This is a genomic window from Microbacterium sp. JZ31 (assembly GCF_016805985.1).
Taxonomy (GTDB): domain Bacteria; phylum Actinomycetota; class Actinomycetes; order Actinomycetales; family Microbacteriaceae; genus Microbacterium.
Window position 1 is genome coordinate 59,369 of sequence record NZ_CP017661.1, and the last position, 26,403, is coordinate 85,771.

Genomic DNA, 26,403 nt, shown 5'->3' on the forward strand with positions numbered 1-26,403 from the left:
TCACGCGAGGGTCAGTACGCGGTCGCCGGGGCGGCGGTCGTCGGCACGGTGCGAGACGAGCAGCACGATGCGGTCCTCCGTGGCGCGGCGGAGGTCCGACATCATGGCGGCGGCGGTGGGCGCATCGAGGTGCGCGGTCGGCTCGTCGAGCAGGATGACCTCCGCCCGCGTCAGCAGCGCGCGCGCGACCGCGAGGCGCTGACGCTCGCCGCCCGACAGTGCGGATCCCCCGGGGCCGACACGCGTGTCGAGGCCCCGCGGCAGGGTGCGCAGCAGAGGACCGAGGCCCACGCGATCCAGGACCGCGGTCATCTCCGCGTCGGACGGCGCATCCGCGCGGGCGCGCGCGAGCAGGAGGTTGCCGCGCAGCGTGGAGTCGAACACGTACGCGTCCTGCGGGCACCACGCCACGCGCGCGCGCCACGCGTCCGCGTCCAGATCCGCGAGCGGGACGCCGTCGACGCGCACGGCCCCCGCCGCCGCGGGAAGCGCGCCCATCACGATCGACAGCAGGGTGGACTTGCCGGATCCGCTCGGTCCCTCGACGACGAGCCACTCGCCCGCGCGCGCGACGCCGTGGACGCCGGAGAAGACCTCCGTGTCGCCGTAACGGGCCGCGAGCGCGTGGAGCGCGATCTCGCCGATCCGCGCCGCGGGGCGGGGAGCGGGGACGGACTCGTGCGACGGACCGTGATCGTCCTCCGCATGCGTCCGCGCTCCGTCGGGGCGGGCGGACAGGGTCGCGATCCGCGTCCGCACCTCGCGCAGCGCGGGCAGCCGGTGGGCGGCGGCGACGAAGTCGGCGAGCGGCTCGAGTGTGGCGAGCGCGAGCAGCGCGATCACGCACGTGAGCTCGGCGGGCGATCCGGTCGACAGCAGCGGCGCCGCGACGGCGAGCAGCGTGGTGGCGAGCACCACCACCGCGCCCCCGAGTCCCGCACCCCACGCGACGCGACGCTCGGCGCGGGCGAGCCGGGCGTCCGCCTCGGCCAGCACGTCGAGCGCGCGGTCCGCCACGCGGTTGCCGCGCAGATCGGCGGCCGCGGCGGACAGCGCGGCGGTGCCCCGCACGACCTCCGAGCGTCCCGCGATCCGGGCGCGCTGGGCGCCGCGCGCGGCCGCGATGGCGAGCACGGCGCCGACGACGGCCGCGGCCGTGAGCGTGACGAGGACGACGCCCGTCAGATGCGGCTGCACGAGCGCGGTCGTGAGCGTGACGCCGACGAGGGACAGCGCTCCGACCGCGAGCGGCGGGATCACGCGCGGCAGCAGGTCGCGCAGCTCGTCCGCCAGCACCACGAGGTAGTCGACGGGCGTTCCGCCCTCGAGCAGGCGGCGCGATCCCGCCCCGCGCGCCGCGATCGCGTGCCACAGGCGCAGGCGCAGCGCGTCGACCATCCGGAACGCGGCCTCGTGTGTGAACAGCCGCTCGGTGTACCGCGCCAGGGAGCGGCCGATGCCGAAGAAGCGCACGCCGACGATCGCGACGAGCAGGTACATGATGTACTCCTCGACGCTCGCTCGCACGATGAGCCATCCGGACACCGCGCTGAGCGCAAGTCCCATCCCGACCGCGGCGAACGCGAGCAGGATGCCGAGGAGCCAGGGGAGGAGCGGGCGCTCGGGGGCACGGTCCCGACGCTCGGCGGTCTCCACGCGCTGCGGACGATCGACGCGGTGTGCGCCCGCGTCGCCGACCGCGCGGCGGAGTGTGGCGGCGGAGTCGACGCCGCGGGAACGGCCCGGCGCGTCGACCCGCACGGACCTCTCCGCGAGCGCGAGGGTCTCCGGCTCGTGCGTGGCGAGCACGACCGTGGTGCGCGCCGCGCGCGAGCGGATCGCGGCGCGCACACGGTCGGCCGACGCGCGATCCAGGTGGGCGGTGGGCTCATCGAGCACGAGCAGCGTCGCGCCCCGGTCGACGCGCGCCAGCGCCCGCGCGACGGCGAGGCGGCGCAGCTCGCCCGGGCTGAGCTCGGCGATGCGCGCATCCGCGACGTCCGCGAGGCCCAGCTCGGCGAGCGCCGCGACGGGATCGGGCGCGCCGAACAGCACGAGCTCCTCACGAGGGGTGTCGGCGAAGCCGCGGGGCGCCTGCGGGGCGTACGCGACGCCGTCGGCGCCGTGGAGGGATCCGCTGACCTCCGCGTCCGCCGGCAGCGTGCCCGCCAGCGCGGCGAGCAGCGTCGATTTGCCCGATCCGCTCGGGCCGGTGATCGCCGTGGTGCCCTCGAGTCGTGCGTCGAGCGGTCCGAACGCCGACGCGGCCCGCCCCGGATAGCGGACGGCGAGGCCGCGAAGCGTGACGGCCCCGCGAGGAGAGGCGGCATCCGTCTTCCCGACCGGTCGCTCGTCCGGCGAGCGGCGCGACGGCCCGGCGAGGATCTCGCGCACCCGCTGCAGCGCCGAGAGCCCGTTCTGCGACGCGTGGAACGCCGTCCCCACCTCGCGCACGACGGCGAAGCACTCGGGCGCGAGGATCAGCACGAGCAGGGCCGCCTCGAGCGGCACGGTGCGCTCCATGAGCCGCAGCCCGAGGAACACCGCCACGACCGCGACCGAGATCGTCGCGATGAGCTCGAGCACGAGGGCGGACAGGAACGCCCAGCGCAGCGTCTCCTGCGTGCGGGTGCGGTATGCGCGCTGCACGCCGTCGAGAGCACGCGCCTGCTCGGCGACGCGGCCGAGCCCGACCAGCACAGGCAGTCCGCGCGCGAGCTCGGTGAGGTGATCGGCGAGGCGGGACAGCGCGCCGAGCGCCTCGTCCGTGCGCGCCTGCGTGTGCCGGCCGATGAGCGCCATGAAGAACGGCACGAGCGGCACCGTCAGCACCACGACGAGCGCGCTGACCCAGTCGGCGCCGAGGATCCGCAGGCCGACGATCGCGGGAACGACGACCGCCGCGATCAGGGCGGGAAGGCTCCGCACGTAGTAGTCGTCGAGGTCGTCAAGCCCGTCGGTGGCGAGCACGGCGAGCCCGCCCTCGCCCGCTTCCGGCGCGCCCTGCGCGATCCGGCGCCACAGGTCGCGCCGCAGCGTGCGCTTGACCGCGATCGCGATCCGTCGCGCGGCGACCTCGGTGGCCCATCCGGATCCGGAGCGCAGGATCGCGCCGGTCGCGCCGAGCAGCAGGATCTCGCGCGGGTCGAACGCGCCGCGCTGCAGCCCCGCGATGCCCGCGGCGACCGCGCCCGCGACGAGCACGAGCCCGACGGCGCGCAGCGCCGCGAGCATCCCGAGCACGAGGACCGACGCCGGCCGCACCGGGCCCAGCTCGGGACGCGTCGCGGCCCGCTTCGGCCGCGCGGCCTCGACCTCCCAGGGGTCGAAGCCGCCGGTGGGCGGCGCGGTGGGGCGCTCCGCCGGCGGCCGGCGGGGAGACGTCCGGGTGACGGTCATCCGAGTCCTACTTCGCGCGCAGCACGGCGGGCAGGAAGCCGTGCGCGCTGGGGATCGCGCCGGGCGTGACGCGCTTGCGGAAGATCCAGTACGACCAGGCCTGGTAGGCGAGCACGATCGGCAGGCCGATGCACGCCACGACCGTCATGACGCCGAGCGTGTAGGGGCTGTTCGACGCGTTCGCGACCGTGAGGCCGTGGGCCGGGTCGAGCGTCGAGGGCAGCACGTACGGGAACATGCCCGCGAAGATCGACCCCGCGCCGAACAGCATGAACCCCGCGTACCCCGTGAAGGCGAGGCCCTCGCGCCGGGCTCGCGCGTTCCACCAGCCGAACGCGGCGGCGACGACGGCGAGCACCACGAGCGCCCACGACAGCACGGTGCCGCCGTGCTGGAACTGCACCCAGAGCGCCCACACCGCGGCCGGCACCAGGCCGAGCGGGCCCCACGTCGCGGCGAAGCGGCCCGCACGCTCGCGCACGGGTCCGTCGCTCTTGAGCGCGAGGAACGTCGCGCCGTGCGTCAGCGAGAAGCCGACGAGCGCGAGTCCGCCGATCACGGCCGGCGCCGTCAGCCAGACGAACGGATGGCCGACGCGGTCGCCGTACTCGTCCAGCGGCAGCCCGGTCGACGTGACGGCGAGCGCCGCGCCCACGCAGAACGCGACGATCGCGGATCCGAGACCCAGCGACCACGTCCAGAACGTCACCCATCGCGGATCCGTCATCTTCCCGCGGTACTCGATGCTGACCGCGCGCAGGATGAGCCCCAGCAGCGTGATCGTGAGCGGCACGTACAGCGCCGAGAACAGCGAGGCGTACCACGCGGGGAAGGCGGCGAACATCGCCGCTCCCGCCGTGATCAGCCAGACCTCGTTGCCGTCCCACACGGGTCCGATCGTGTTCAGCATCACGCGGCGATCGTGGTCCTGCTTGGCGCTGAAGATCATGTGCATGCCCACGCCGAGGTCGAAGCCCTCCAGCAGCAGGAAGCCGATCCAGAGCACGCCGATCGCGACGAACCAGACGATGGCAAGCGGTTCCATGAGTGTCTCCTCTTCGCGGCCGGGTCAGTACGCGAACGACAGGACGTCGTCCTTCTTGCCGGGGTCCTCGTCGTCCGGATGGTCGTCGGGTCCCCTGTCGGTGCGCTCGATACCGTGCTCCATGTCCGGCATCGCGCCCGCGACGCCGCCGCGCGCGTACTTGACCATCAGCACGAGCAGCACGACGAGCAGGGTGCCGTAGATCGCGGTCAGCGAGACGACGGAGAACAGCAGCTCGCCCACGGTCGTGCCCGGTGAGACCGCGGCCGCCGTGAACATGAACACCGGATCGCTGCCCCAGAAGGTCGGATTGGGAGCGACGACGAACGGCTGCCGGCCGATCTCGGTGAAGATCCAGCCCGCGATGTTGCCGAGGAAGGGCGTCGAGATGCCCAGCAGCGCGAGGCGCATGATCCAGGTCGACGACGGCACCGTGCCCTTGCGCGTGAGCCACAGGGCGACGACCGCGCCGCCGGCCGCCAGCGCGCCGAGGCCGATCATCAGGCGGAAGCCCCAGTACGTGACCCACATCAGCGGCACGTAGTCGATCTCGGTGCCGGCGTGCGCCCCCAGGCGCGGGTCGTCGGGCAGCGTCTCGCCGAAGAGCTCCACGTACTGCGGCTCGAGGTCGTTGATGCCCGGCATCTCGGCGCCGAACTCGCCCTTGCCGAGCCAGCCGAGCACACCGGGGACCTCGATCAGCGTCTGCACGCTGTCGCAGTCGTCGGAACCGGGGTCGCCGATCGACAGGATCGAGAACGACGAGCCGGTGTGGCAGGCGGCCTCGGCGGAGGCCATCTTCATCGGCTGCTGCTCGTACATGAGCTTGCCCTGGAAGTCGCCCGTGATCGTCACGGCGCCGAAGCCGACGATCGCGACGACCGCGCCGATGCGCACCGAGCGCAGCCACACGCTGTGGTCCTTCTCGTCGCGTCCGGCGATCCCGGGGTGGGAGCCGACGATCACGCGGCCGTCCGGCCCCACGGTGTCGATGCCATCGTGGCGACGACGCCACAGGTGGTACCACGCGATGCCGAGCAGGAACATGCCGCCCACCAGCAGGGCGCCGGAGATCACGTGCGTGAACGCCGCGATCGCGGTGTTGTTGCCGAGCACGGCCCACACATCCGTCATGACGGGGCGGCCGTCGGCGTTCAGCTCCACGCCGACGGGGTGCTGCATCCACGAGTTCGCGACGATGATGAAGTACGCCGAGAGCCAGGACGCGCCCACGGCGAGCCAGAGCGCCGCGAGGTGCACCCCCTTGCGCAGCCGGCCCCAGCCGAAGATCCACACGCCGAGGAACGTGGACTCCACGAAGAAGGCGAGCAGGCCCTCCATCGCGAGCGGGGCGCCGAACACGTCTCCGACGAAGCGCGAGTACTCGCTCCAGGCCATGCCGAACTGGAACTCCTGCACGAGACCCGTGGCCACGCCCAGGATGAAGTTGATCAGGTAGAGCTTCCCCCAGAACTTCGTCATCCGGAGCCAGCGCTCGTCGCCCGTGCGGACCCATGCCGTCTGCATGATCGCGACGCCGACGCCGAGCCCGATCGTGAGCGGCACGAGGAGGAAGTGGTAGACGGTCGTGATGCCGAACTGCCAGCGGGCGATGTCGAGCGGATCCATGGGAGCCTCCCTGCCACGAGGCCCGGTCGGGGGAGAAGGCCTCGGTCCGATGCCGAAGCTGCTCCGGCGCCGCAATTCTACGCACGGTAGAAGTAGTTCTACGCGGAGTCGAATTATTTCGGCTCGACGTCGAACTAGTTCTACGGATCAGCGAAGTCCCGTACTCTGGAAGCACAGGCTCTGCCGGATGCGTCAGCGGACGGGCCGGCTCGGAACGGACAGGAAGGGGGTGCGGCATGAGCAGTCTGGGCGAACTCGAGCGCTCCGTGATGGACGTGCTGTGGGACAGCGACGCCGTCGCGCTCACCGCGTACGACGTGCAGGAGCACCTCGAGCGCGAGCAGGGGCGGCAGCTCGCCGCGACGACCCTGCTCACCGTGCTGTCGCGCCTCGAGAAGAAGGGCTTCGTCGCGTCCGACCGCTCGGCGCGCCCGCATCGCTACCAGGCGACGGGAAGCCGCGTCGACCATGTGGCCGAGCTGATGCACGAGGTGCTGGGCGACGCCGGCGACCGCAGCGCGGTGCTGGCGCGCTTCGTGGGCGGGTTCACGCCCGAGGACGCCGAGGTCCTGCGGCGCCTCCTCACCGGCGCCGCCTGATCCGATGAATCTGCAGGACCTGGCCGAGGCGGCCGTCCTGATCCTGATCGCGGTGCTGCTCGCGTGGCCCGTGCCGATCCTGCTGTCCGGGGCGGCCTGGCCCGCGCGGTGGCCCGGATGGGCGCTGCTGCTGTGGCAGCTGATCGCGCTCGCCGGAGGGTTCTCGATGATCGGCGCCGCGTTCCTCGCCGGTCGCGCCCTGCTGCCGGACGTGCCGCTCGTCGGGGCGCTGCTCGCGGCCGCGCTCGCCGCGTACCTGCTCGTGCACCTCGTCATCACGGTCGTGCAGTTCGAGCGGCAGCGGCGACGGCACCTCGCGCTGCTGAACCTGCTCTCGGCGCCGCACCCGACGGAGGAGCGCACGCGCGTGCTCGACGACGCCGCTCCGGTCGCGTACTGCCTTCCGCGCGGGGTCGGATCCGTCACGGTGCTGTCGCAGGGACTGCTGGACGAGCTGGATCGTGACGAGCTCGCCGCCGTGATCGCGCACGAGCGCGCGCACGTCGAGCAGCGGCACGAGGTGCTGCTCGTGGCCTTCAAGGCGTGGCGCGAGGCCCTGCCGTGGTTCCCGATCGCCGCGCGGGCGGAGAGCGAGGTCGCCGCGCTCGTCGAGATGCGGGCGGACGACAGCGCCCGCCGGTCGCTGCGGTGGACGGGCGTCGACCCCGACGCCGTGCTCGCCCGCGCGATCCTGCGCGTGGTCGGCCCGACCGGCCCGACCGAGCACGCATCGCCGCGCCGCGACCGCCACCGCGACCGGTTCCTGCGGCTCGGGAACCTCTCGGCACGCTGATCCCGGGCCCCGCGCGGACGCGACGGTGACGTCCGGATAGGGTGGCGTGACGATGGGGATCTCGCGACGCACCTTCCTCGTCGGCGCCGGCGCCGGCGCCGTCGCGGTGCTGCTCGCCTCCTGCACAGGCGAGCCTCAGCAGCCCCCACCGACCTCCGAGCCCCCCACGACGGGTCCGAGGCCCACCGGAACCGCCTCTCCGGGGGCACCGCTCGCTCCGGCCGCGATCGCGCGCTCCGCCTGGGCGACCGATCCTTACGCCCGCGGCGCGGTGAGCTTCACCCCGCCCGGCGCCGGTCCTGACGACCGCGCGGTGCTCGCGCGGCCCGTCGACGATCGTGTGTTCTTCGCGGGCGAGGCGACGTGGGAGCGGCCGGGAACGCTGACCGCCGCACTTCGCTCGGGTGAGCGCGCAGCCGACGACGTCCGAGCCGCGTCCGGTGACGGAGAGCGCATCGCCGTTGTCGGTGCGGGGCTTGCCGGTGCGGTCGCCGCTCGCCGTCTGACGCGATCCGGGTTCGAGGTGACCGTGATCGAGGCTCGGGATCGCGTCGGAGGACGGCTGCAGACGCTCACCGCCGACGGCTGGCCCGTGCCGCCTCAGCTTGGCGGCTGGTGGCTCACGGACGACGACACGGACCTCGGCATCCGGCTGGCGGCGCTGGAGATCGAGACGGAGACCCTCGAGGGTGAGACGGCGATGTCCGGCGATGCCGAGGTGGATGTGCCGTCGGCCGCGCCGGTGGAGGCCGCCATCGCGTGGGCCGAGCCGCAGGCTTCGGATCCGTCGCTCGCGGAGGCGCTCGCCGAGTCGGGCGCGGATCCGGATGATCCGGCCACGGCGGCGTTCCTGGCGCTGCTCGCGGCGACATCCGGCGCCGACGCCCAGGAGCTGTCGAGCTGGTTCCCACCGGCGCTGCCGGCGCGCGAGCCCACGGCGATCACGTCGGACGCCGGTGCGCTCGTCGAATCTCTGCTGGACGGGCTCCAGGTCGCGCGCTCCACGACCGTCGTCGGGGTCGTCTACGACGATTCGGGCGTGAGCCTGCGCCTCGGCACGGGTGAGGCGATGTCCTTCGACCGCGTCGTGCTCACGACGCCGCTCGGGGTGCTGCAGGACGAGGGCGTCGAGTTCGAGCCGCCGCTGCCGTTCTCGCATCGCGGGGCGATCGCCGCGCTCGGCATGGGCGATATCGAGATGATCTGGCTGCGCTTCGACGAGGACTTCTGGCAGACCGACGCGGCCCTGTGGCACGTCGTGGACGGCGCGGCGCCCATCCGCACCTGGATCAACCTGAAGCCGGCGACCGGGGAGAACATCCTCGTCGGCCGCATCGGCGGTGAGGCCGCGCGTCAGTGGGCCGAGCTGCCCGACGAGGATGCCGTCGCACAGGCGCTGGCCTCACTCGAGCCGTTCCGATCGCCGCGCTGACCGGGACGACGAGCGTCGCAGCAGCCGGGCATGACGGCGTCGGCTGAGCAGCACCAGCGCCAGCGAGACGACCGCGAACACACCGAGTGCGGCGCCGCTCGTGAGCGCGAACTCCCACGGCCCGCTCACCTGGCGCAGGTCGAGGAAGTAATACGGGTACCAGCCGATCAGCGAACCGCGCCACATCGTCACGCCGCCCCACAGCAGCGGGTACGCCAGGACGATGGGCACCACCCGCCACGGCGCAGGTCGGCGACCGGCAGCGAAGGCCCAGTCGACGAGCGCCAGGGCGGGCACCCAGAAGTGCAGCAGCTGATCGGACCAGGGCACGTCGATCCGGATCGCCCGCTCACCCGCCTGCCAGACCAGGAATCCGAAGACGATGCCGGCGGTCGTCGTCCAGCTGAGCGCGATCGTGCGCGCGATCGTCAGCCAGCGCGGATCGGTCATCCGATGCAGGGCGTCGATTCCCGAGATCGTCCAGACGCAGGCGAACAGGATGTTCGACTCCATCGTCAGATAGGCGAGGAAGTTCGCTCCCGCGATGGTGTTCGAGCCCAGCCCCCACAGCAGTCGGTGCACGAGCGCCACCACGCAGATCGCCGCGATGGTCAGGCGCAGCCATCCGGTGACAGCGGGGTGCCACCAGGTGAGTGCGGCCAGGCGCTGCCACGTGCGGGTCGGGCGGGATGTCACCGTCTTGGCGCTCTCCGATCCGGCGCTCGGGTGCGCGCCATCCGTCGAGTCTAGGAAGAAGCATCCCGCCTGCTCGGACGGCTTGACGGGTGGCCGAGGCTCAGAAACGGCCCTCCGCGTCGAGCACGCGCAGCGCGAGGTGGGTCTCGAGACGCCGCGGCGAGACGTCCCAGCCGGCGCCGAGCAGAGCGCCGATGCGCTCGAGGCGCTGCCGCACGGTGTTGCGGTGCAGGTGCAGCAGCTCCGCCACGCGGGCGACGTTGCCGTCGGTCTCGAGATAGACGTACGCGGTGCGGGTGAGGTCGGCATCCCGCACGCGGTCGTACTCGCGCAGCGGGTCGATCGCGGCGGTCAGGCTCTGCGGCAGGTCCCCGCGGTGGGCGAGGTCGAGCAGGGCGCCCAGCAGGCCCAGCTCTGCGCCGTCGAGCACGCCGTCGCGTCCGAGCGTCGTGAGCGAGCCCAGCGCGAGCTCGGCGCGGCGGTGGGCGTCGCCGAGCCGGCGGACGTCCGAGGTGGGCCCGCCGAGACCGGCGCGCAGCCGCCAGCCGTGTGCCGCGAACACGGGCCGCAGAAGCCGCTCCCAGTCGGGATCGGCGGTCACGAGGCACAGGTGGTCGTGGTGCGCCGCCATCATGACCGAGCGGGTGCCGAGGCTGCGCACGGCCTGCAGCCGCCGCCGGCGATCGGCATCCGGCGCCTCGATCACGACGGACCACAGCGGCTCGCCGGGCTGCAGGCCCCAGCGCTGCAGGCGCCGCTCGAGCCGCTCGCGCGGCACGTCGGCGCGCTCGAGCAGATCGTCGAGCACCTCGGACTGCAGGCGCAGATCCGCATCCTCCTCTGCCCGCGCGAACAGCAGCGCGAGAGCGACGTGCACGGCCACGCGCTCGAGCAGCGCCTGCGCGGGGGCGTCGAGCGCCCGCCCCGCCACCAGCACGCCGAGCCGCTCGCCCGCCGCGGTGACGGCGACGGATCCGGGGGCGTCGTCGGGGGCGGGAGCCGCGGTCGTCGCGCTGAGCACGCCCCCGTCCGGATCGCGCAGCCACAGGTCGCACGCCAGCACGCTCTGCCCGATGCCGAGCACCCGCCCGATGTCGGGCGTGACCATCACGGCGTCCATCAGCCGGTCGTCGAGCTCGAGCACCTGCGTGATCAGTGCGAGCTCCGACGCGCTGCGCTGCTGCTGGCGGACGAGATCCTCCGCGAGCCGGTTCGCGGCCTCGAACCGCATGGAGTTGTCGAGCGCGACCGCCGCGATCGTGCCGAGCGAGTCGACGAGCGACACCTCCTGCGGCGAGAACACGCGGGGACGCCGCTCGGCGACGACGAGCGCGCCCATCACGCGTCCCGCGACCGTGAGCGGGACGCCCATGATGGCGTGCACGCCCTCGGCGCGCACGATCTCGTCGATCTCCGGCACGTGCACGAGCGCGGCGTCCGCCAGGTAGTCGGACGACTGGAAGGGCGCCAGCCCCCGCGCGACCTCTCCCAGCACGCCGGTGCCGAGCGGCTGCCGCAGCGTGCGGTACGCCTGGGTCGCGACGCCGTCGGTGTACCGGATCGCCGTGACGCCGGCCTCCACGTCGGTGAGCGCGAAGTACGCCATGTCCGTGCCCACGATCGCGCGCGTGCGGCGCACGATCGTCTGCAGCACGGCGTCGACATCGCGCAGCGCCGTGATGTCCGTCGCGGTGTCGAGCAGGACGCGCAGCAGCTCCTCGCGCGAGCGGTCGGCCGTCGGCGGCGGGTCTGGAGTGTGCGCCATGACCACATTCACGCACATCCGGTGTCTGCGCGCACGTCGAGCGCCGCCGATCCGGTCGCTAGATTCGGCACATGCGCATCACGGGAGCCGTGCTCGAGGAGATCGGACGGGAGCGGCCCTACGCCGCGTCCGCCCCCATCACGGTCACGGAGCTCGAGCTCGGCGAACCCGGCCCGACCGAGGTGCTCGTTCGCATCGAGGCGGCCGGCGTGTGCCACTCCGACCTGTCGGTCGTCGACGGCAATCGCGTGCGCCCGACGCCCATGCTGCTCGGACACGAGGCCGCCGGGATCGTCGTCTCGGCCGGGGCGGAGGTCCCCGACCTCGAGCCCGGGCAGCGCGTCGTGATGGCGTTCCTGCCGCGCTGCGAGGACTGTGCCGGATGCGCGACGGGCGGTCGCCTGCCGTGCGTGAACGGCACCCGCGCGAACAATGCGGGAACGCTGCTGCACGGCTCACGGCATCTCACCCGCGAGGGCGAGGAGGTCTTCCACCACCTCGGCGTCTCGGGCTTCGCGACCCACGCGGTCGTCGATCGCGCATCGCTCGTGCCGATCGGATCGGACGTGCCGGCGGAGGTCGCCGCGGTGCTGGGATGCGCCGTGCTGACGGGCGGCGGCGCGCTGCTCAACGCCGTGCAGCCCGAGCAGGGCGACACCGTGATGGTCGTCGGCCTCGGCGGCGTCGGCATGTCGGCCCTCATCTCGACGATCGCCGACGGCCGCGCGGACGTCATCGCGGTCGACAGCCTGCCCGAGAAGCTCGCCCTCGCGCGGGAGCTCGGCGCCGTCGCCGCATACACGCCGGCGGAGGTGGCCGAACGGGGCATCACGGCCGATCACGCGCTCGAGTGCGCCGGCCACCCGCGGGCGTTCGAGACCGCGTTCCAGGCGACGCGACCCGGGGGCCGCACCGTGACGGTCGGGCTGCCGAACCCCGAGGCGCGCGTGTCGATCTCGCCGCTGGCGATCACGGGCGAGGCGCGCACGATCATCGGCAGCTATCTGGGCTCCGCCGTGCCCGCGCGCGACATCCCCCGCTTCGCCGAGTGGTGGCGCGCCGGACGGCTCCCGGTCGAGCGGCTGATCTCCCGCCGGATCCGGCTCGACGAGATCAACGACGCCATGGACGAGCTCGCCGAGGGGCGCGCCGTGCGCCAGGTCATCCTGTTCGACTGACGCGCCCTCCCGCCAGCAGTCGGCACGGCGTCAGATGCGGCGCCAGTCGTCGCTCTCGAGCGCGGCGCCCGCCATGGGGCCCATCTGCAGCATCCCGCCGTCGACGGGCCAGCTCGCGCCGGTGACGTACGAGGAGGCGGGCGAGGCCAGGAACGCGATCACGGCCGCGATCTCCTCCGGCACGCCCGGCCGGCCGAGCGGAATGCCGGGGCGGTGCGTCTGCTCGGCGTCGCCCGGATCGATCCCGGTCATGGGCGTCGCGATCATGCCCGGCGCGACCGCGTTCACCGTGATGCCGTGCTCGGCCAGCTCGATCGCCATCGTCTTCAGCAGTCCGCCCAGGCCGTGCTTGGCGGCGTCGTAGGCCGAGGATCCCATCAGCGGCTGGTGCTCGTGCACGCTCGTGACGCCGATGATGCGGCCGCCGCGGCCGCGCGAGGCCATGAGGCGTGCGGCGCGCTGCATCACGACGAACGCCCCCTCGAGGTCCGTCGTCACGACGCGGCGCCAGCCCTCGAGGTCGACATCGAGGAACGGCACGCTGTCGCCCGTGCCGGCGTTGTTGACGAACACGTCGACGCCGCCGAGCTCCTCCGCCATGCGGTCGATCACGTCGCCGCAGGCGGGGACGTCGGAGACGTCGAGCTGCGCCACGACGGCCTTGCGGCCCTCGGCCTCGACGAGGCGCGCGGTCTCCTTCGCGCCGTCCTCGTCCGAGTGCCACGTCACGCCGACCTCCATGCCGGCGCGGGCGAGGGCGACGGCCGTCGCGCGACCGATGCCGGAGTCGGAGGCGGTCACGATCGCGGTCGTGGGTTGGAAGGAGAGGGCTTCGGTGGTCGGTTCGTCGCTCATGCCCTCATTGCACCCGCGCGCGGCGACATCCGGAATCGCCTTGACAACCGCGCACCGAGCGCGCTCGTGTTTGCCGAGCACGCATGCGATCGTGGGGTGTCTCCGGGGATCGAGCCGTTCGCACACGGAAGCCTGCAGCGCCCGGACGGCGACAGCGTCTTCTGGGAGACCTCGGGAAACCCGGACGGCGAAGCCGCCCTCTATCTCCACGGCGGCCCCGGCGGCGGGCTCGGCAACGGCGGATACCGACGCCGCTTCGATCCGGACCGCTTCCTGATCGTCGGTCTCGACCAGCGGGGATGCGGGCGCAGCACGCCGTGGGCGATCGACGCGCTCGACAGGCTGGACGACAACACCACGCAGCGGCTGCTCGAGGACATCGAGGCGCTGCGCGCGCACCTCGGCGTCGAGCGCTGGCTCCTGCACGGCGTCTCGTGGGGGAGCAGTCTCGCGCTCGAGTACGCGCTCGCACACCCTCAACGGGTCACGGGGATCGTGCTGACCGCGGTGACGTCGGGGGCGAGGTCCGAGGTGGACTGGCTGACCGAGGGCGTGGGGCGGCTGTTCCCGGAGGCCTGGCATGACTTCGCGCAGGGGGCCCTCGCGGCGGGCGAGCGCGTCGTGGAGTGGTACGCCCGACGGCTGCGCGATCCGGAGCCGTCGGTGCGCTCCGCGGCGGCCGACGCGTGGGACCGGTGGGAGCAGACGCACGTCTCGCTGGCTCCCGGATGGAAGCCCGGCCCGCTGTTCGAGGATCGCCGCGAGCGCGAGAACTTCGCGACGCTCGTCACGCACTACTGGTCGCACGACTGCTTCCTGTCCGCGCCGATCATCGACCGCGTGCATCGCCTTTCGGGGATCCCCGGGTCGCTCATCCACGGTCGCCGCGACGTCAGCAGCCCCGCCGACACCGCATGGGAGCTGCACAGGCGCTGGCCGGACGCGGCGCTGCACATCATCGACGACGAGGGTCACGGCGGGCCGCTGATGCGCGAGCTGACGATCGCGGAGATCGATCGGATCTCGCGGCTCTGCTGACCCCGGTTCGAGTGGGGGCGGACAGCCCGCGCGTCAGCGCCCATGCTGGCGCGATCTCGCGGACGGGAGTACAGTGTGTGCGTAAAGCGCACGGGTGTTCGCACAGCGAACGACGCCAGCAAGGAGGCCGGATGATCGACAAGACCGTCGCGAGCGTCGAGGACGCCGTCGCCGGGATCGAGGACGGCTCGACGATCATGATCGGCGGCTTCGGCCGCGCGGGTCAGCCCGTCGAGCTCATCGACGCCCTGATCGCGCACGGCGCGAGCGATCTGACGATCGTGAACAACAACGCGGGCAACGGCGACACGGGGCTCGCGGCGCTCCTCGCCGCGGGGCGCGTGCGCAAGATCATCTGCTCGTTCCCGCGGCAGAGCGACTCGTGGGTCTTCGACGGCCTGTACCGCGGCGGTGAGATCGAGCTCGAGCTCGTGCCGCAGGGGAACCTCGCCGAGCGCATCCGCGCGGCCGGCGCGGGCATCGGCGCGTTCTTCTCGCCCACCGGCGTCGGCACGCAGCTCGCCGAGGGCAAGGAGGAGCGCGAGATCGACGGGCGCCGCTACGTGCTCGAATACCCCATCAAGGCCGATTACGCCCTGATCAGCGCCCTGAAGGGGGACCGCTGGGGGAACCTCGTCTACCGCGAGACCGCGCGCAACTTCGGTCCCATCATGGCGACGGCCGCCGCGACCACCATCGCGCAGGTCGACGAGACCGTCGAGCTCGGATCGCTCGACCCCGAGAACGTCGTGACGCCGGGCATCTTCGTCGACCGCGTCGTCGCCGTCGGCCCGCGCCGCTGGCTCGAGGACGGCGCATTCGTCGGCAACGTCGACATCGAGGGCCGTCCGCTGGAAGGAGCGAAGCAGTGACCACCCGCATCAGCCGCGACGATCTCGCCGCGCGCATCGCCGCCGACATCGCCGAGGGCTCGTACGTGAACCTCGGCATCGGCGCCCCGACGCTCGTCGCGAACTTCCTGCCCGCCGACCAGGAGATCATCCTGCACACCGAGAACGGGCTGCTCGGCATGGGCGAGGCGCCCGCGCCCGACCGGATCGACCCGGACCTGATCAACGCCGGCAAGCAGCCCGTCACGGCTCAGCCGGGCGCCGCCTACTTCCACCACGCCGACTCGTTCGCGATGATGCGCGGCGGTCACCTCGACGTGTGCGTGCTCGGCGCGTTCCAGGTCTCCCAGACGGGCGACCTGGCGAACTGGTCGACCGGCGCGCCCAGCGCCATCCCCGCCGTCGGCGGCGCCATGGACCTCGCGATCGGTGCCAAGCAGGTGTTCGTGATGACCGACCTGCTGACCAAGCAGGGCGAGTCGAAGCTCGTCGCGGAGTGCAGCTATCCGCTCACGGGGGTCGGATGCGTCACGCGCGTGTACACCGATCACGCCGTGTTCGACGTCACGGAGGACGGCTTCCGCGTGCGCGAGCTGTTCGGCGACAACACCGTCGACGGACTCGAGGAGCTCACCGGCCTCACTCTCACCGCTCCCGCTCGTTGAGCGAGGAGCGTCAGCGACGAGTCGAAACGCAGCACCGACGAACTCGCTCCACCCCGCACGCAGTCCGGGCCGTTTCGACTCGGTCGTTCCTCCCTCGCTCAACGAACGAGGGGAGAGGAGAACAGCAGTGACCAGCACGTACATCTACGACGCCGTCCGCACGCCGTTCGGCAAGGCGGCCGGCGCCCTGTCCGGCGTCCGTCCCGACGATCTGGCCGCCACCGTCATGAAGGCGGCCGTCGCGCGCACGGGCCTCGACCCGGCGCTCGTCGAGGACGTCATCTTCGGCGACGCGAACCAGGCGGGCGAGGACAACCGCAACGTCGCGCGCTTCGGCGCCCTGCTCGCCGGCTTCCCCGTCACGGTGCCGGGCGTGACCGTCAACCGCCTGTGCGGCTCCTCGGTCGAGGCCGTCATCCAGGGATCGCGGGCGATCGAGGCGGGCGACCACCGCGTCGTCCTCACGGGCGGCGTCGAGTCGATGAGCCGCGCGCCGTACGTCGTCGAGAAGTCCGCCAAGCCCTACCCCGCCGTCGGCAACCAGACGATGTGGAACACCGCGATCGGCTGGCGCATGACGAACCGTGCGCTGCGGTCGGAGTGGACCATCTCGAACGGCGAGAGCGCCGAGAAGCTCGCCGCGATCTACGACATCTCGCGCCACGACCAGGACGCGTTCTCGGTGCGCAGCCACGACCTCGCCGCCAAGGCGTGGGCCGACGGCATGTACGACGCCGAGATCGTGCAGGTCGAGGGCGCCGAGCTGGCGCGCGACGAGGGAATCCGCGACGGCCCGAGCGTCGAGAAGCTCGCGACCCTCAAGGCGCTGTTCGCCACGGACGGCTCGGTCACGGCGGGCAACTCCTCGTCGATCAATGACGGGGCGTCGGCGGTGCTGCTGGGCGCCGAGGGGGCGATCGACGTCGAGCCGCTCGCGCGCATCGCGGGCCGCGGCGTGCACGGCAACGAGCCCGACGTGTTCGGCGTCGCCCCCGTCGAGGCGGCGAACAAGGCTCTCGCCCGCGCGGGCAGGACGTGGGCGGACGTCGACTTCGTCGAGCTGAACGAGGCGTTCGCGTCGCAGAGCCTGGCGTGCATCCGGCAGTGGGACATCGACCCCGAGAAGGTCAACATCCACGGCGGCGCGATCGCGATCGGGCACCCGCTCGGCGCATCCGGTGGACGCATCATCGGCCACGCGGCGCAGGAGCTGAAGCGCCGCGGCGGGGGCGTCGCGGTCGCGACCCTCTGCATCGGCGTGGGGCAGGGCCTCGCGGTCGTGCTCGAGCGCTGAGCGACCGTGAGAGAGTGACCGGATGACCGAACCCGACGCGCGCGAGTACGTCCAGTCCTTCGCGCGCGGGCTCGCGGTCATCCGGGCCTTCGACGCGGACCACCCGCGCCTCACGCTGAGCGAGGTCGCGGCGCGCGCCGACGTCACGCGCGCCGCGGCCCGGCGGTTCCTGATCACGCTCGAGCACCTCGGCTACGTTCGCAGCCTCGGGCGCGACTTCGAGCTCACGCCGCGCGTGCTCGAGCTCGGCTTCAGCTACCTCTCCGCTCTGTCCCTGCCCGAGGTCGTGCAGCCCCACCTCGAGCGGCTGTCGCGCGAGGTGGGCGAGAGCGTCTCGGCCGCGGTGCTCGACGGCGAGGACATCGTCTACGTCGCGCGCGTGCCGGTCCGCCGCATCCTGAGCGTCGGCATTCAGATCGGCACGCGCTTCCCCGCGCGCGACACGAGCATGGGCCGCGTGCTGCTCGCCGGCCGGCCCGAGCGCCCCGCGGATGCGGCGTTCGCCGCGGAGCTCGACCGCATCGCCGCGCAGGGCTGGGCGATCGTGGAGGCCGGTCTCGAGCCCGGCCTGCGCTCTGTCGCCGCGCCCGTGCACGGCCGCGACGGCCGCGTGATCGCGGCGGTCAACATCCCGACCTCGGCGAGCCTCGTCGCGATCGAGCGCCTGCGCGACGAGCACCTCCCCGCGCTGCTGCGCACCACGGCCGCGATCGACGCCGACCTGCGGCACCTCTAGGCGGGATCCTCCAGGCGGAAGCCCACCTTCAGCGTCACCTGGAAGTGCAGCACGCCCGTCTCGTCCGCGTGACCGCGCGTCGAGACGACCTCGAACCAGTCGATGTGGCGGATCGTCACGGCCGCCCGGTCCAGGGCGCTGCGGATCGCCGCATCCGTCCCGTCGGGCGACGATCCGACGATCTCGCTGACGCTGTAGGTGTGTGACATCCTCGTCCTCCGCTCCCGCCGCCGTCCGACGGCTCGGGGCCAGTCTGCTCCGCGCGGCCGCGGGAGGGAAGGATCCGGGTCAGTCGCGGTCGGGGATCGACGCGTGCTCGACGTGCGGATGACGCGGGATCAGCAGCGACAGCAGGCATGCCGCGACCGCGGCCCCGGCGCCGAGCCAGAAGCAGACGTCGAACGCGTCGTGCGTGGGAACCGGCGTGCCCTCGAAGTCGATCGTCATCGAGGCGAGCACCGCCGCCATCACGGCCGACGCGATCGACGTGCCGAGCGAGCGGAACAGCGCGTTGATGCCGTTCGACGCGCCGGTCTCGTGGGAGGGGACGGCGCGCATGATCAGCATCGGCATGGCCGCGAAGCTGAAGCCGACGCCCACGCCGATCAGGATGTTCGCCACGAGCAGGTGCCACACCTCGGTCGACCACAGCAGCAGGAACAGGTACGACACCGCGACCGCGCCGGTGCCGAACGCGAGCATGAAGCGCCCGCCGAGGGTGCGCTCGAGCCAGCCGGACAGCGGCGAGATGACCATCATCACAAGGCCCGACGGCATCACGATCAGCGAGGTGACGAACAGAGTCTGCCCGAGGCCCGATCCGGACTCCACGGGGAGTTCGAGCAGCTGCGGCAGCGTCACGTTCGTGCCGAACAGCGCGAATCCCATCCCGATCGCGGCGAGGTTGGTGAACAGCACGGTCGGCCGCGCCGCGACGCGCAGGTCGAGCAGGGGCTCGGCGACCCGCAGCTGGTACCAGCCCCACAGCAGCAGGATCGCGAGCCCGCCGATGCCGGATCCGAGCGTGACGGGGGACAGCCAGCCCCAGTCGGCCCCGCGCGAGATGGCGAGCAGGAGGCCGACCAGGCCCGCCGCGAGACCTGCCGCGCCGACGAAGTCGAACCGGCCGCGCGTGCGCAGCGTGCTCGGCGGCACGAACAGCGCGACGAGCACGAGGGCCACGACACCCAGCGCGGCGGCGAGCCAGAACAGCACGTGCCAGTCGAGGTGCTCGACGATCAGTGCGCTGGCGGGCATGCCGACCGCGCCGCCCACGCCCATCGTGGCGCTCATGAGCGCGACCGCGGTGCCGAGATGCGCGGGCGGCAGCACGTCGCGCATGATCGCGATGCCGAGCGGGATCACGCCGGTCGTCGCGCCCTGCAGCGCGCGCCCCAGGATGACGCCGCCGATCCCGCCCGCCAGCGCGGCCACGACGGAGCCGAGGATCAGCGCGCCGATCAGCACCAGCACGATCCGGCGCTTGCCGTACATGTCGCCGAGCCGGCCCGAGATCGGCGTGGCGCAGGCCGCCACCAGCAGGGTGATCGTCACGACCCACGCGGTGTCGTTGCGGTCCGCGTTCAGCAGATGCGGCAGCTCGGCCTGGATGGGCACGACGAGCGTGAACATGTAGGCCGAGCACAGGCCGGTGAACGCCAGCACGGCGACCGTCAGCCACTTGGGGGTGGATCTCGTCAGCCGCCGTCTGTCGTCTCTCCCACCCATCACTTCAGGCTATCTGCGCCGCGGAGGGTCGGGGCGCGCGTGCGGTGTCGCTCGCGCCCGCCGCGGCGTACCCTCGTCCCAGGTGTGCCGGGAAGCCTGGTCGGCGGCCGATCGCGAGCGCGGTCGGACGGACGGAGGAGACCATGCGCGTCCTGATCACGACCTTCGGCACCCGGGGTGACGTCCAGCCGTACGCGGCGCTCGCGCGCGCGCTCGTCGCGGCGGGGCACGAGGCCCACCTCGCCATTCCCGCGGGATTCGAGGATCTGGCCGGGGAGGCCGCAGTCCATCCGGCGGGCTCCGAGATGCTGCGCGTCGTGCAGCAGGTGCTTCCCGAGCTCTCCGGTCCTCGCGACGCGCTCACGACACTGCGCGTCATGACCCGTGCCATGCGGGGGCAGATGCAGGAGACGTGGGACGCCGCACGGGAGGCGCGGCCGGATGTGGTCGTCTACCACCCGAAGAGTCTCGCGGGGCCCCACATCGCGCAGGCGCTGCGTGTTCCGGGCGTGCTGTCGATCCCCCTGCCGTTCTACACGCCGACCCGCGCGTTCCCGATGCCGTTCTTGGGCAATGCGTGGTTCGGCGCGCGGGGCAATCGCGCGACCTACGCGTTCACCCGCATCGCGACCGTCATGTACGGGCGGATGATCAACGACTTCCGCGCGCGGGCCGGCCTCTCGAGCCGGACCGGGCGCTTCGCCGATCCGCTGCGCAACCCCGACGGATCCGCGGTGCATGCGCTGTACCCGTACAGCCGACACGTCGTGCCCGTGCCCGCCGACTATCCGGACACGGCGCACGTGACCGGGTACTGGTTCCTGGACGCACCGGAATGGGAGATGCCCGAGCGGCTGGCGCGCTTCCTCGATGCGGGCGAGCCGCCCGTGTACCTCGGGTTCGGTTCGATGGGATTCGGCAGAGGCGCACGCGAGCGGCGGGACGCGATTCTGGAGGCGCTGTCGCAGACGGGCCTGCGCGGCGTGATCGCCACCGGCTGGGGCGGGATCGCCGGGGCGGATGCGTCGTCCGACGACGTGCTGGTGATCGACGCCGCCCCGCACGACCGGATCTTCCCGTCGATGCGAGCGGTGGTGCACCACGGCGGTGCGGGATCGACCGCCGCGGGTCTACGCGCCGGTCGTCCCACGCTCGTCGTCCCGTTCCTCGGAGATCAGCCCTTCTGGGGTGCGCGCGTGCATGCGCTGGGCGCCGGCCCGGAGCCGATCGCCCCCCGGCGCCTCGCCTCGCTCCTCGCGACGCGTCTCGAGCAGCTCACGACCGATCCTTCGTATGCGCGACGTGCGGAGGAGCTCGGCGCCGCGATCCGTGCCGAGGACGGCCTCGGCGGCGCGGTCCGCGTGCTGGAGGACATCGCGGGCTGAATCGCGACGCCCGCCCCGGGAGCGGGGCGGGCGTGCGACCGCCGCGGAAAGCCACCAGACTGATCCCATGCGAACGATCCGCGATCTCGACACCGTAGAGCTCATCATCCAGGCGCAGGAACTGCTCGACTCGCTGCGTCGCTCGGAGCGGACGATCGACGCCGGCACGCTGCGCGCGCTGCAGCAGTCGGGCAACTACGTCGTCGGCATCTTCGAGAACGAGGACGGCCGCGAGCGCATGGTGGGCGCGTCCATCGCGTTCTTCGGGGTGCCCGCGCGGCGCACGATGCACTCCCACATCACGGCGCTGCTGCCGGAGTACCGGGGCCGCGGCTGGGGCCGCGAGCTCAAGGAGCACCAGCGACAGTGGGCGTTCTCGCGCGAGGTCGGCAACATCACGTGGACCTTCGATCCGCTCGTCGCCCGCAACGCGCACTTCTTCCTGACCGTGCTCGGCGCGCGCGTGACCGGCTACGCGGTCAACCAGTACGGGATCTTCGGCGGCGGCGACGCGGGCGACGAGAGCGACCGCCTCGATGTGGAGTGGGCGCTCGCCGACATCGCGAAGCCGCCGGCGGAGGACGCGGTCGTCGCGACGGTCGAGATCCCGGGCGACATCGAGACCATGCGCGTCGAAGAGCCGGCCGCCGCGCACGAGTGGCGCACGGCGCTGCGCGGCCGGATCGAGGAGCAGCTCGCGCGCGGTCTGAGGATCGCGGGCTTCGATGCCGCCCGCGGCTACCTGTTCGTGCAGGCCTGACGTCATGGCGGCCCTGCCCGCCGACTGGATCCCGCACCGCCGCGGCACGGACCGCGAGCTGATCGGGTGGATCCGCCCCGAGGGCGACGACTGGGTCGCCGTGTCGCTGTTCGGCGCGGACGTCAGCGGCCCGCTGGAGTGGGTCGAGGCGGAGGACGCGCTCGAGGAGGTCGGCCTGTCGTGGCTCGCCGAGCCGTGGATGCTCGAGCGCGACGCGGCGGATCCGATCCGCGTGCGCATCGTGGACGTCTCGCCGGCCTCGCCCGACGGGCGCGCGGGGCGCGTCGTCGTCAAGACCGAGGACTTCGGCGCGGTGGACGCGCCGGACGAGACCCTCGAGCTGCCCTGGCCGCCGTCCGGCCTGCGTCCGATGCGTCCCGACGAGGGCATCTCGCCCTGGGGCTGAGCGCCCCGCACGTCGGCGCCGGTCCCCGGCGCCCCTCGGCCGGTCTCAGGCGAGCGCGTCGAGGAAGGGTCGGGGGTCCGGCGACGCGGCCGTGCCGTGGAAGGCGACCGCGTCCGCGCCGGCGGCCGCCAGCTCCTCGGCCCGCGACAGCAGCGTTCCCCGCAGGTCGGTGCCGGTCGGATCGACCTCGGCGTACGTGATCACGCGGGCGCGCCCCTCTCGCCCGGACGCCGCGCGCCCCTCATCGACGATCGCGCGGGCCGCGCGCAGCCCGTCGAGGTCCTCCTCGCCCGTCAGCAGGACGCCGTCCGCGAGTTCGCCCGCGAGGCGCAGCGTCTTGGGCCGGGTGGCGCCGAGCACGAGCTCGGGCGCCGTCTGCGGCGGCCAGTCGAGCGCGACGCCGTCCAGCTTCACGTAGCGTCCCTCGACATCCACGGTCTCGCCCGCGAGCAGTGCGCGCACCGCGGTCGTGTACTCGCGCAGCAGGGTCAGGGGCGACTCGGCCCGTGCGCCGACCTTGCCCATCCAGTCGAGCACGCCGTGACCGAGGCCCGCGACGAGCCGCCCGGGCGCGATGCGCTCGAGCGTGGCGAGCTCCATCGCCGCGAGCGCGGGGTTGCGGAGCGGAACCGGCAGCAGGCCGATGCCGACGGTGACGCGATCGCTCCAGGCGAGCGCGGCGGCCGCGGTCGAGATGCCGCCCTCGAGGAAGCAGTCCTCCCACAGCCACAGCTCGGCGGCGCCCGATTCATCGACCGCGGTCACGATCTCGCGCAGCGCCTCGGGCGGCGACTGCGGACGGAACACGACACCCATGACGGGAAGGCTCATGCGGTCATCCTGTCATCGGCCGCCGACATCGCGCACGCCCGTCAGGCGAGGCCGGCGTCCCGAAAGGCGCGCTCGTAGATCTCCCGGATCGCGGCGGACTTGCGGGCGTTGTACTGCATCACGGTCTCCGCGCGCGCGTTCGCCGCCGCGGCGGCCTCGCGCTTGGCCGTCGCGTACCGCTGCCGGTCCGCCGCGTCGCGGCGCAGGTGGTCGCGGAAGATCCGGTGCCTCCACGGCTCCGGCGCGTCCGGGCCGAACACGTGCAGGTTGGTCAGCGGGTCCCACAGCTTCAGGCAGCGGTGCTCGTGCCACCAGGGCTCGCGCACCCGCAGTTCGAACCCGGCGTCCTCGAGCGGTGGCAGCCATGCACCCTCCTCCGACGGATCCGCGACGATCAGGTCGATGTCGATGATCGGCTTCGCGGGCAGCCCCGGGACCGATGTGGAGCCGACGTGCTCGAGCTGCAGCACCCGGCCGCCGAGGGCCCGGCGCACCAGGTTCGCGATCCGCTCGTAGCGCTCGGGCCACGCGGGATCCGGCTCCGCGATCTCGACGTCGCCGTGCCGCTCCTCCGAGCCGTGCACCCAGGGGCTGGCGCCGGGCGGGGGCGGGCTGTCGGAGAACGTGGCGATGTCGCGTGCGCTCGGCATCCGGTCACTGTAGCGCCGCCGTGGAGGGCCCGGGCGGAATCGATCGTGCGGCCCGGTCGGGACCGGGGCGACGGCTGAGCCGCCGCCCCGGCAGCGCGCCGCCCCTCATCGCAGGGCGGCCCACAGCCCCGCCCACTGCTCGGGGCGCAGATCCCGCGGGAGGGCGCCGGAAGCGATGCCGACGTGCTGGAGCGCGCGGCGCACGGCCGCCGCATCCGTGCGCGTCGCGCGCTGGACGACCCGGCCGAGAGAACCGCCCGAGCCGGTGAAGACCGCGGCCACGAACCGCTCGTAGGCGCGGCGCTGCGCGACGGGAACCAGGGGCGAACCGCGACGAGTGATGCGCAGCACCCCGCCGTCGACCGCGGGCCGCGGCGTGAAGCAGGACGCGGGCACGCGGCCGTGCAGCTCGAACGAGAACCACGGCGCGGCCTGCGCGGTCATCATCGTGCCGCCGCCCACGCCCGCCCGCTTCCGGGCGACCTCCCACTGAGTCAGCAGCACCGCGTGCCGCCAGCCGGGGGAGGTGAGCACGCGCTTCAGGATCGGGGTCGTGAGGTGGAACGGGACGTTCCCGACGATCACCGCGGCGTCCAGCGGATGGCGCAGCGCGTCGGCGTGCAGGACGCGCACGTCCGGCAGCGCACGGCGCAGCCGGTGCACGCGATGCTCGTCGATGTCGATCGCCGTGAGGGGCCGCCGCAGGGCGGCGAGCGGGCGGGTCAGGGCGCCGTCGCCGGCGCCGATCTCGAGGACCGCTCCGTCGGTCGAGGCGACGAGCGCCGTGATCCGGGCGATCGTCGGGCGGTGGTGAAGGAAGTTCTGGCCGAGTTCGTGACGGCCGCCGTGCAGAGAACGAGGCATGGGTGCGCTCCAGGGATGGTGTCGGAGCACCCCGGCGGCAGGGCGTACCCGGGAGGGCGCGCGGCAGCTGCTCGTCCGAGGTGCGGAATCCTCGGGCGGACGGCGCGCGTGATCGTGTTCCGGATCGCGGCGCCGTCAGGCGCGGCGGTCCCGGAAGGTGAAGAAGAGGCGCCCCATCCCGGGCGCAGTGACGATCGTTCCCACGCAGCCACCGTATCCGATCCCCTTCCGGCACGTCGAGCCTGCGGCGGGGCACTGCCGCACGACCGCCGGACGCGGGCCGCACACGAACTAGGATTGAGGCATCCGCGCGGCGCCTTCGGCGATCCCGCGCGCCGTTCCCGCCCTCCCGACCATTGGAGCCACCGTGGCCGAGCCCTCCCGCCTCGATAAGGTCATCAGCCTCGCCCGCCATCGCGGGTTCGTCTTCCAGGCGGGAGAGATCTACGGCGGATCGCGGTCGGCATGGGACTACGGGCCGCTCGGCACCGAGCTCAAGGAGAACATCCGCCGCCAGTGGTGGCAGACGTTCGTGCGCGGCCGCGGCGACATGGTCGGCCTCGACTCGTCGATCATCCTGCCGTCCAAGGTGTGGGAGGCGTCGGGCCACGTCGCGACGTTCACCGACCCGCTCGTCGAGTGCCTGCACTGCCACAAGCGCCACCGCGAGGACCACCTGATCGAGGCGTACGCGGAGAAGAAGGGTCGCCAGCCCGAGAACGGGATGGCGGACATCGCGTGCCCCGACTGCGGCACGCGCGGCCAGTGGACCGAGCCCCGGTCGTTCTCCGGTCTCGTGAAGACCTACCTCGGCGTGGTCGACGACGAGTCGAGCCTGTACTACCTGCGCCCCGAGACTGCCCAGGGCATCTTCGTGAACTTCGCGAACGTGCTGACCGCCGCCCGCAAGAAGCCGCCGTTCGGCGTGGGCCAGGTCGGCAAGGCGTTCCGCAACGAGATCACGCCCGGCAACTTCATCTTCCGCACGCGCGAGTTCGAGCAGATGGAGATCGAGTACTTCGTGCCGCCGGCCGACGCGGCCGAGTGGTTCGACCACTGGGTCGAGGCGTGCTGGAGCTGGTTCATCGACCTCGGCATCGACCCGGTCAACATGCGCAAGCTCGACATCCCCGACGGGGAGCGGGCGCACTACTCCGACCGCACGATCGACGTCGAGTACGACTTCGGCTTCCCCGGCAAGGGCTGGGGCGAGCTGATGGGCATCGCCAACCGCACCGACTTCGATCTGAAGAACCACATCGAGGCATCCGGCGGCAACCTGTCGTACTTCGACCAGGCCTCCGGCGAGAAGTACGTCCCGTACGTGATCGAGCCCTCGTTCGGTCTCACCCGCTCGATGATGGCGTTCCTGATCGACGCGTACACGGAGGAGGAGGTGCCGAACGCCAAGGGCGGCACCGACACCCGCACGGTGCTGAAGCTCGACCCGCGGCTCGCGCCCGTGAAGGTCGCCGTGCTGCCGCTGTCGCGCAACGAGCGCCTGTCGCCGCTCGCGCGGGAGGTGGCCGACGACCTGCGCGGCACCTGGAACGTCGACTTCGACGACGCGGGCGCGATCGGCCGCCGCTACCGCCGCCAGGACGAGATCGGCACGCCGCTGTGCGTCACGATCGACTTCGACTCCCTCGACGACCGCGCCGTCACGGTGCGCGACCGCGACACGATGGGCCAGGAGCGCGTGCCGCTCGAGGGCCTGCGCGCGTACCTCGCCGAGCGCCTGCGCGGCGCCTGACGCGCCTCGCCTCGTCCGCCACGGCGGCCGGGCCGCCGCACCGCGCGGTTC

General features: G+C 72.8%; 24 protein-coding genes. 13 read left to right on the forward strand and 11 right to left on the reverse strand.

Going from position 1 to position 26,403, the window contains the following annotated elements; genetic code table 11:
- From cydC to BJP60_RS00280, 3 genes are read right to left on the reverse strand one after another with little or no spacing between them, the layout of a single operon-like run.
- Window positions 1-3,399 carry a thiol reductant ABC exporter subunit CydC gene (cydC, locus tag BJP60_RS00270; RefSeq protein ID WP_203136813.1) on the reverse strand — a complete coding sequence of 1,133 codons (3,399 nt, stop codon included), beginning with the start codon at window positions 3,397-3,399 and terminating at the stop codon, window positions 1-3.
- A 7-nt stretch (window positions 3,400-3,406) separates the two neighbouring features.
- The gene (gene cydB / locus BJP60_RS00275) at window positions 3,407-4,444 is read right to left on the reverse strand and encodes a cytochrome d ubiquinol oxidase subunit II (RefSeq protein ID WP_203136814.1); all 1,038 of its coding nucleotides are present in this window, start codon (window positions 4,442-4,444) and stop codon (window positions 3,407-3,409) included.
- Window positions 4,445-4,468: 24 nt separating this feature from the next.
- On the reverse strand, window positions 4,469-6,073 hold the full coding sequence (locus BJP60_RS00280; RefSeq protein WP_203136815.1) for a cytochrome ubiquinol oxidase subunit I: 1,605 nt from the start codon (window positions 6,071-6,073) through the stop codon (window positions 4,469-4,471).
- A gap of 236 nt (window positions 6,074-6,309) precedes the next feature.
- On the opposite strand from BJP60_RS00280, the gene BJP60_RS00285 reads away from it, so the two are divergent.
- The 3 genes from BJP60_RS00285 to BJP60_RS00295 are packed head-to-tail and all read left to right on the forward strand — an operon-like array spanning window position 6,310 to window position 8,897.
- Window positions 6,310-6,672: a BlaI/MecI/CopY family transcriptional regulator gene (locus BJP60_RS00285; protein ID WP_203136816.1), complete on the forward strand. Its 363-nt coding sequence runs from the start codon at window positions 6,310-6,312 to the stop codon at window positions 6,670-6,672.
- A gap of 4 nt (window positions 6,673-6,676) precedes the next feature.
- Window positions 6,677-7,465: a M56 family metallopeptidase gene (locus BJP60_RS00290; protein WP_203136819.1), complete on the forward strand. Its 789-nt coding sequence runs from the start codon at window positions 6,677-6,679 to the stop codon at window positions 7,463-7,465.
- Window positions 7,466-7,517: 52 nt separating this feature from the next.
- Window positions 7,518-8,897: a flavin monoamine oxidase family protein gene (locus tag BJP60_RS00295; RefSeq protein ID WP_203138767.1), complete on the forward strand. Its 1,380-nt coding sequence runs from the start codon at window positions 7,518-7,520 to the stop codon at window positions 8,895-8,897.
- On the opposite strand, the gene BJP60_RS00300 is transcribed toward BJP60_RS00295, so the two are convergent.
- Together BJP60_RS00300 and BJP60_RS00305 are read right to left on the reverse strand one after the other, a co-directional pair.
- Entirely contained in the window at window positions 8,868-9,593 is a 726-nt protein-coding gene (locus tag BJP60_RS00300) for a Pr6Pr family membrane protein (protein ID WP_238439474.1), read from the reverse strand. The genes BJP60_RS00295 and BJP60_RS00300 overlap by 30 nt on opposite strands.
- Before the next feature lie 100 nt (window positions 9,594-9,693).
- A complete protein-coding gene (locus BJP60_RS00305) occupies window positions 9,694-11,358 on the reverse strand; it encodes a helix-turn-helix domain-containing protein (RefSeq protein ID WP_203136820.1) in 1,665 nt (554 codons plus the stop codon).
- Window positions 11,359-11,429: 71 nt separating this feature from the next.
- On the opposite strand from BJP60_RS00305, the gene BJP60_RS00310 reads away from it, so the two are divergent.
- Complete coding sequence (locus BJP60_RS00310; protein WP_203136821.1) at window positions 11,430-12,536, forward strand: alcohol dehydrogenase catalytic domain-containing protein; 1,107 nt, start codon at window positions 11,430-11,432, stop codon at window positions 12,534-12,536.
- 30 nt (window positions 12,537-12,566) lie between these two features.
- On the opposite strand, the gene BJP60_RS00315 is transcribed toward BJP60_RS00310, so the two are convergent.
- On the reverse strand, window positions 12,567-13,391 hold the full coding sequence (locus BJP60_RS00315) for an SDR family oxidoreductase (protein ID WP_203136822.1): 825 nt from the start codon (window positions 13,389-13,391) through the stop codon (window positions 12,567-12,569).
- A 96-nt stretch (window positions 13,392-13,487) separates the two neighbouring features.
- On the opposite strand from BJP60_RS00315, the gene BJP60_RS00320 reads away from it, so the two are divergent.
- The 5 genes from BJP60_RS00320 (at window position 13,488) to BJP60_RS00340 (ending at window position 17,975) form a co-directional block, all read left to right on the forward strand.
- On the forward strand, window positions 13,488-14,429 hold the full coding sequence (locus BJP60_RS00320) for an alpha/beta fold hydrolase (protein WP_238439475.1): 942 nt from the start codon (window positions 13,488-13,490) through the stop codon (window positions 14,427-14,429).
- Between the two features lie 131 nt (window positions 14,430-14,560).
- Window positions 14,561-15,301 carry a 3-oxoacid CoA-transferase subunit A gene (locus BJP60_RS00325; protein ID WP_203136824.1) on the forward strand — a complete coding sequence of 247 codons (741 nt, stop codon included), beginning with the start codon at window positions 14,561-14,563 and terminating at the stop codon, window positions 15,299-15,301.
- On the forward strand, window positions 15,298-15,945 hold the full coding sequence (locus tag BJP60_RS00330) for a 3-oxoacid CoA-transferase subunit B (protein WP_203136825.1): 648 nt from the start codon (window positions 15,298-15,300) through the stop codon (window positions 15,943-15,945). The genes BJP60_RS00325 and BJP60_RS00330 overlap by 4 nt, the downstream gene beginning before the upstream one ends.
- A gap of 127 nt (window positions 15,946-16,072) precedes the next feature.
- Complete coding sequence (locus tag BJP60_RS00335) at window positions 16,073-17,239, forward strand: thiolase family protein (protein ID WP_203136827.1); 1,167 nt, start codon at window positions 16,073-16,075, stop codon at window positions 17,237-17,239.
- 22 nt (window positions 17,240-17,261) lie between these two features.
- A complete protein-coding gene (locus tag BJP60_RS00340; RefSeq protein WP_203136828.1) occupies window positions 17,262-17,975 on the forward strand; it encodes an IclR family transcriptional regulator domain-containing protein in 714 nt (237 codons plus the stop codon).
- Here BJP60_RS00340 and BJP60_RS00345 read toward each other — a convergent pair.
- The gene (locus BJP60_RS00345) at window positions 17,972-18,184 is read right to left on the reverse strand and encodes a dodecin (protein WP_203136830.1); all 213 of its coding nucleotides are present in this window, start codon (window positions 18,182-18,184) and stop codon (window positions 17,972-17,974) included. The two genes, BJP60_RS00340 and BJP60_RS00345, sit on opposite strands and share 4 nt — an antisense overlap.
- Before the next feature lie 79 nt (window positions 18,185-18,263).
- Window positions 18,264-19,703: an MFS transporter gene (locus BJP60_RS00350; protein WP_203136833.1), complete on the reverse strand. Its 1,440-nt coding sequence runs from the start codon at window positions 19,701-19,703 to the stop codon at window positions 18,264-18,266.
- A 143-nt stretch (window positions 19,704-19,846) separates the two neighbouring features.
- Here BJP60_RS00350 and BJP60_RS00355 point away from each other — a divergent pair, with 143 nt between their 5' ends.
- The 3 genes from BJP60_RS00355 (at window position 19,847) to BJP60_RS00365 (ending at window position 22,254) form a co-directional block, all read left to right on the forward strand.
- The gene (locus BJP60_RS00355; RefSeq protein WP_203136834.1) at window positions 19,847-21,088 is read left to right on the forward strand and encodes a glycosyltransferase; all 1,242 of its coding nucleotides are present in this window, start codon (window positions 19,847-19,849) and stop codon (window positions 21,086-21,088) included.
- 67 nt (window positions 21,089-21,155) lie between these two features.
- Entirely contained in the window at window positions 21,156-21,848 is a 693-nt protein-coding gene (locus BJP60_RS00360) for a GNAT family N-acetyltransferase (RefSeq protein WP_203136835.1), read from the forward strand.
- 4 nt (window positions 21,849-21,852) lie between these two features.
- Window positions 21,853-22,254, forward strand: coding sequence for a hypothetical protein (locus tag BJP60_RS00365; protein WP_203136836.1), 402 nt, complete (start codon window positions 21,853-21,855; stop codon window positions 22,252-22,254).
- 45 nt (window positions 22,255-22,299) lie between these two features.
- Here BJP60_RS00365 and BJP60_RS00370 read toward each other — a convergent pair whose 3' ends face one another.
- From BJP60_RS00370 to erm, 3 genes are all read right to left on the reverse strand, one after another.
- On the reverse strand, window positions 22,300-23,085 hold the full coding sequence (locus tag BJP60_RS00370; protein WP_203136837.1) for an LLM class flavin-dependent oxidoreductase: 786 nt from the start codon (window positions 23,083-23,085) through the stop codon (window positions 22,300-22,302).
- 41 nt (window positions 23,086-23,126) lie between these two features.
- Window positions 23,127-23,735 carry a GrpB family protein gene (locus BJP60_RS00375; RefSeq protein ID WP_203136838.1) on the reverse strand — a complete coding sequence of 203 codons (609 nt, stop codon included), beginning with the start codon at window positions 23,733-23,735 and terminating at the stop codon, window positions 23,127-23,129.
- A 105-nt stretch (window positions 23,736-23,840) separates the two neighbouring features.
- Window positions 23,841-24,599, reverse strand: coding sequence for a 23S ribosomal RNA methyltransferase Erm (gene erm, locus BJP60_RS00380; RefSeq protein ID WP_203136839.1), 759 nt, complete (start codon window positions 24,597-24,599; stop codon window positions 23,841-23,843).
- Window positions 24,600-24,966: 367 nt separating this feature from the next.
- Here erm and BJP60_RS00385 point away from each other — a divergent pair, with 367 nt between their 5' ends.
- Window positions 24,967-26,352, forward strand: a complete 1,386-nt coding sequence (locus tag BJP60_RS00385) for a glycine--tRNA ligase (RefSeq protein WP_203136840.1) — start codon at window positions 24,967-24,969, stop codon at window positions 26,350-26,352.
- The last annotated feature ends 51 nt before the right edge of the window (window positions 26,353-26,403 follow it).

Bases quoted from the DNA above. Each gene is read 5' to 3' on its own strand.
- BJP60_RS00360 (WP_203136835.1), top strand. From the start codon at position 21,156: ATGCGAACGATCCGCGATCTCGACACCGTAGAGCTCATCATCCAGGCG.
- BJP60_RS00350 (WP_203136833.1), bottom strand. From the start codon at position 19,703: ATGGGTGGGAGAGACGACAGACGGCGGCTGACGAGATCCACCCCCAAG.
- BJP60_RS00315 (WP_203136822.1), bottom strand. From the start codon at position 13,391: ATGAGCGACGAACCGACCACCGAAGCCCTCTCCTTCCAACCCACGACC.
- BJP60_RS00290 (WP_203136819.1), top strand. From the start codon at position 6,677: ATGAATCTGCAGGACCTGGCCGAGGCGGCCGTCCTGATCCTGATCGCG.
- cydC (WP_203136813.1), bottom strand. From the start codon at position 3,399: ATGACCGTCACCCGGACGTCTCCCCGCCGGCCGCCGGCGGAGCGCCCC.
- BJP60_RS00340 (WP_203136828.1), top strand. From the start codon at position 17,262: ATGACCGAACCCGACGCGCGCGAGTACGTCCAGTCCTTCGCGCGCGGG.
- BJP60_RS00305 (WP_203136820.1), bottom strand. From the start codon at position 11,358: ATGGCGCACACTCCAGACCCGCCGCCGACGGCCGACCGCTCGCGCGAG.
- erm (WP_203136839.1), bottom strand. From the start codon at position 24,599: ATGCCTCGTTCTCTGCACGGCGGCCGTCACGAACTCGGCCAGAACTTC.
- BJP60_RS00355 (WP_203136834.1), top strand. From the start codon at position 19,847: ATGCGCGTCCTGATCACGACCTTCGGCACCCGGGGTGACGTCCAGCCG.
- BJP60_RS00370 (WP_203136837.1), bottom strand. From the start codon at position 23,085: ATGAGCCTTCCCGTCATGGGTGTCGTGTTCCGTCCGCAGTCGCCGCCC.
- BJP60_RS00285 (WP_203136816.1), top strand. From the start codon at position 6,310: ATGAGCAGTCTGGGCGAACTCGAGCGCTCCGTGATGGACGTGCTGTGG.
- BJP60_RS00310 (WP_203136821.1), top strand. From the start codon at position 11,430: ATGCGCATCACGGGAGCCGTGCTCGAGGAGATCGGACGGGAGCGGCCC.
- BJP60_RS00365 (WP_203136836.1), top strand. From the start codon at position 21,853: ATGGCGGCCCTGCCCGCCGACTGGATCCCGCACCGCCGCGGCACGGAC.
- BJP60_RS00325 (WP_203136824.1), top strand. From the start codon at position 14,561: ATGATCGACAAGACCGTCGCGAGCGTCGAGGACGCCGTCGCCGGGATC.
- cydB (WP_203136814.1), bottom strand. From the start codon at position 4,444: ATGGAACCGCTTGCCATCGTCTGGTTCGTCGCGATCGGCGTGCTCTGG.
- BJP60_RS00375 (WP_203136838.1), bottom strand. From the start codon at position 23,735: ATGCCGAGCGCACGCGACATCGCCACGTTCTCCGACAGCCCGCCCCCG.
- BJP60_RS00280 (WP_203136815.1), bottom strand. From the start codon at position 6,073: ATGGATCCGCTCGACATCGCCCGCTGGCAGTTCGGCATCACGACCGTC.
- BJP60_RS00295 (WP_203138767.1), top strand. From the start codon at position 7,518: ATGGGGATCTCGCGACGCACCTTCCTCGTCGGCGCCGGCGCCGGCGCC.
- BJP60_RS00345 (WP_203136830.1), bottom strand. From the start codon at position 18,184: ATGTCACACACCTACAGCGTCAGCGAGATCGTCGGATCGTCGCCCGAC.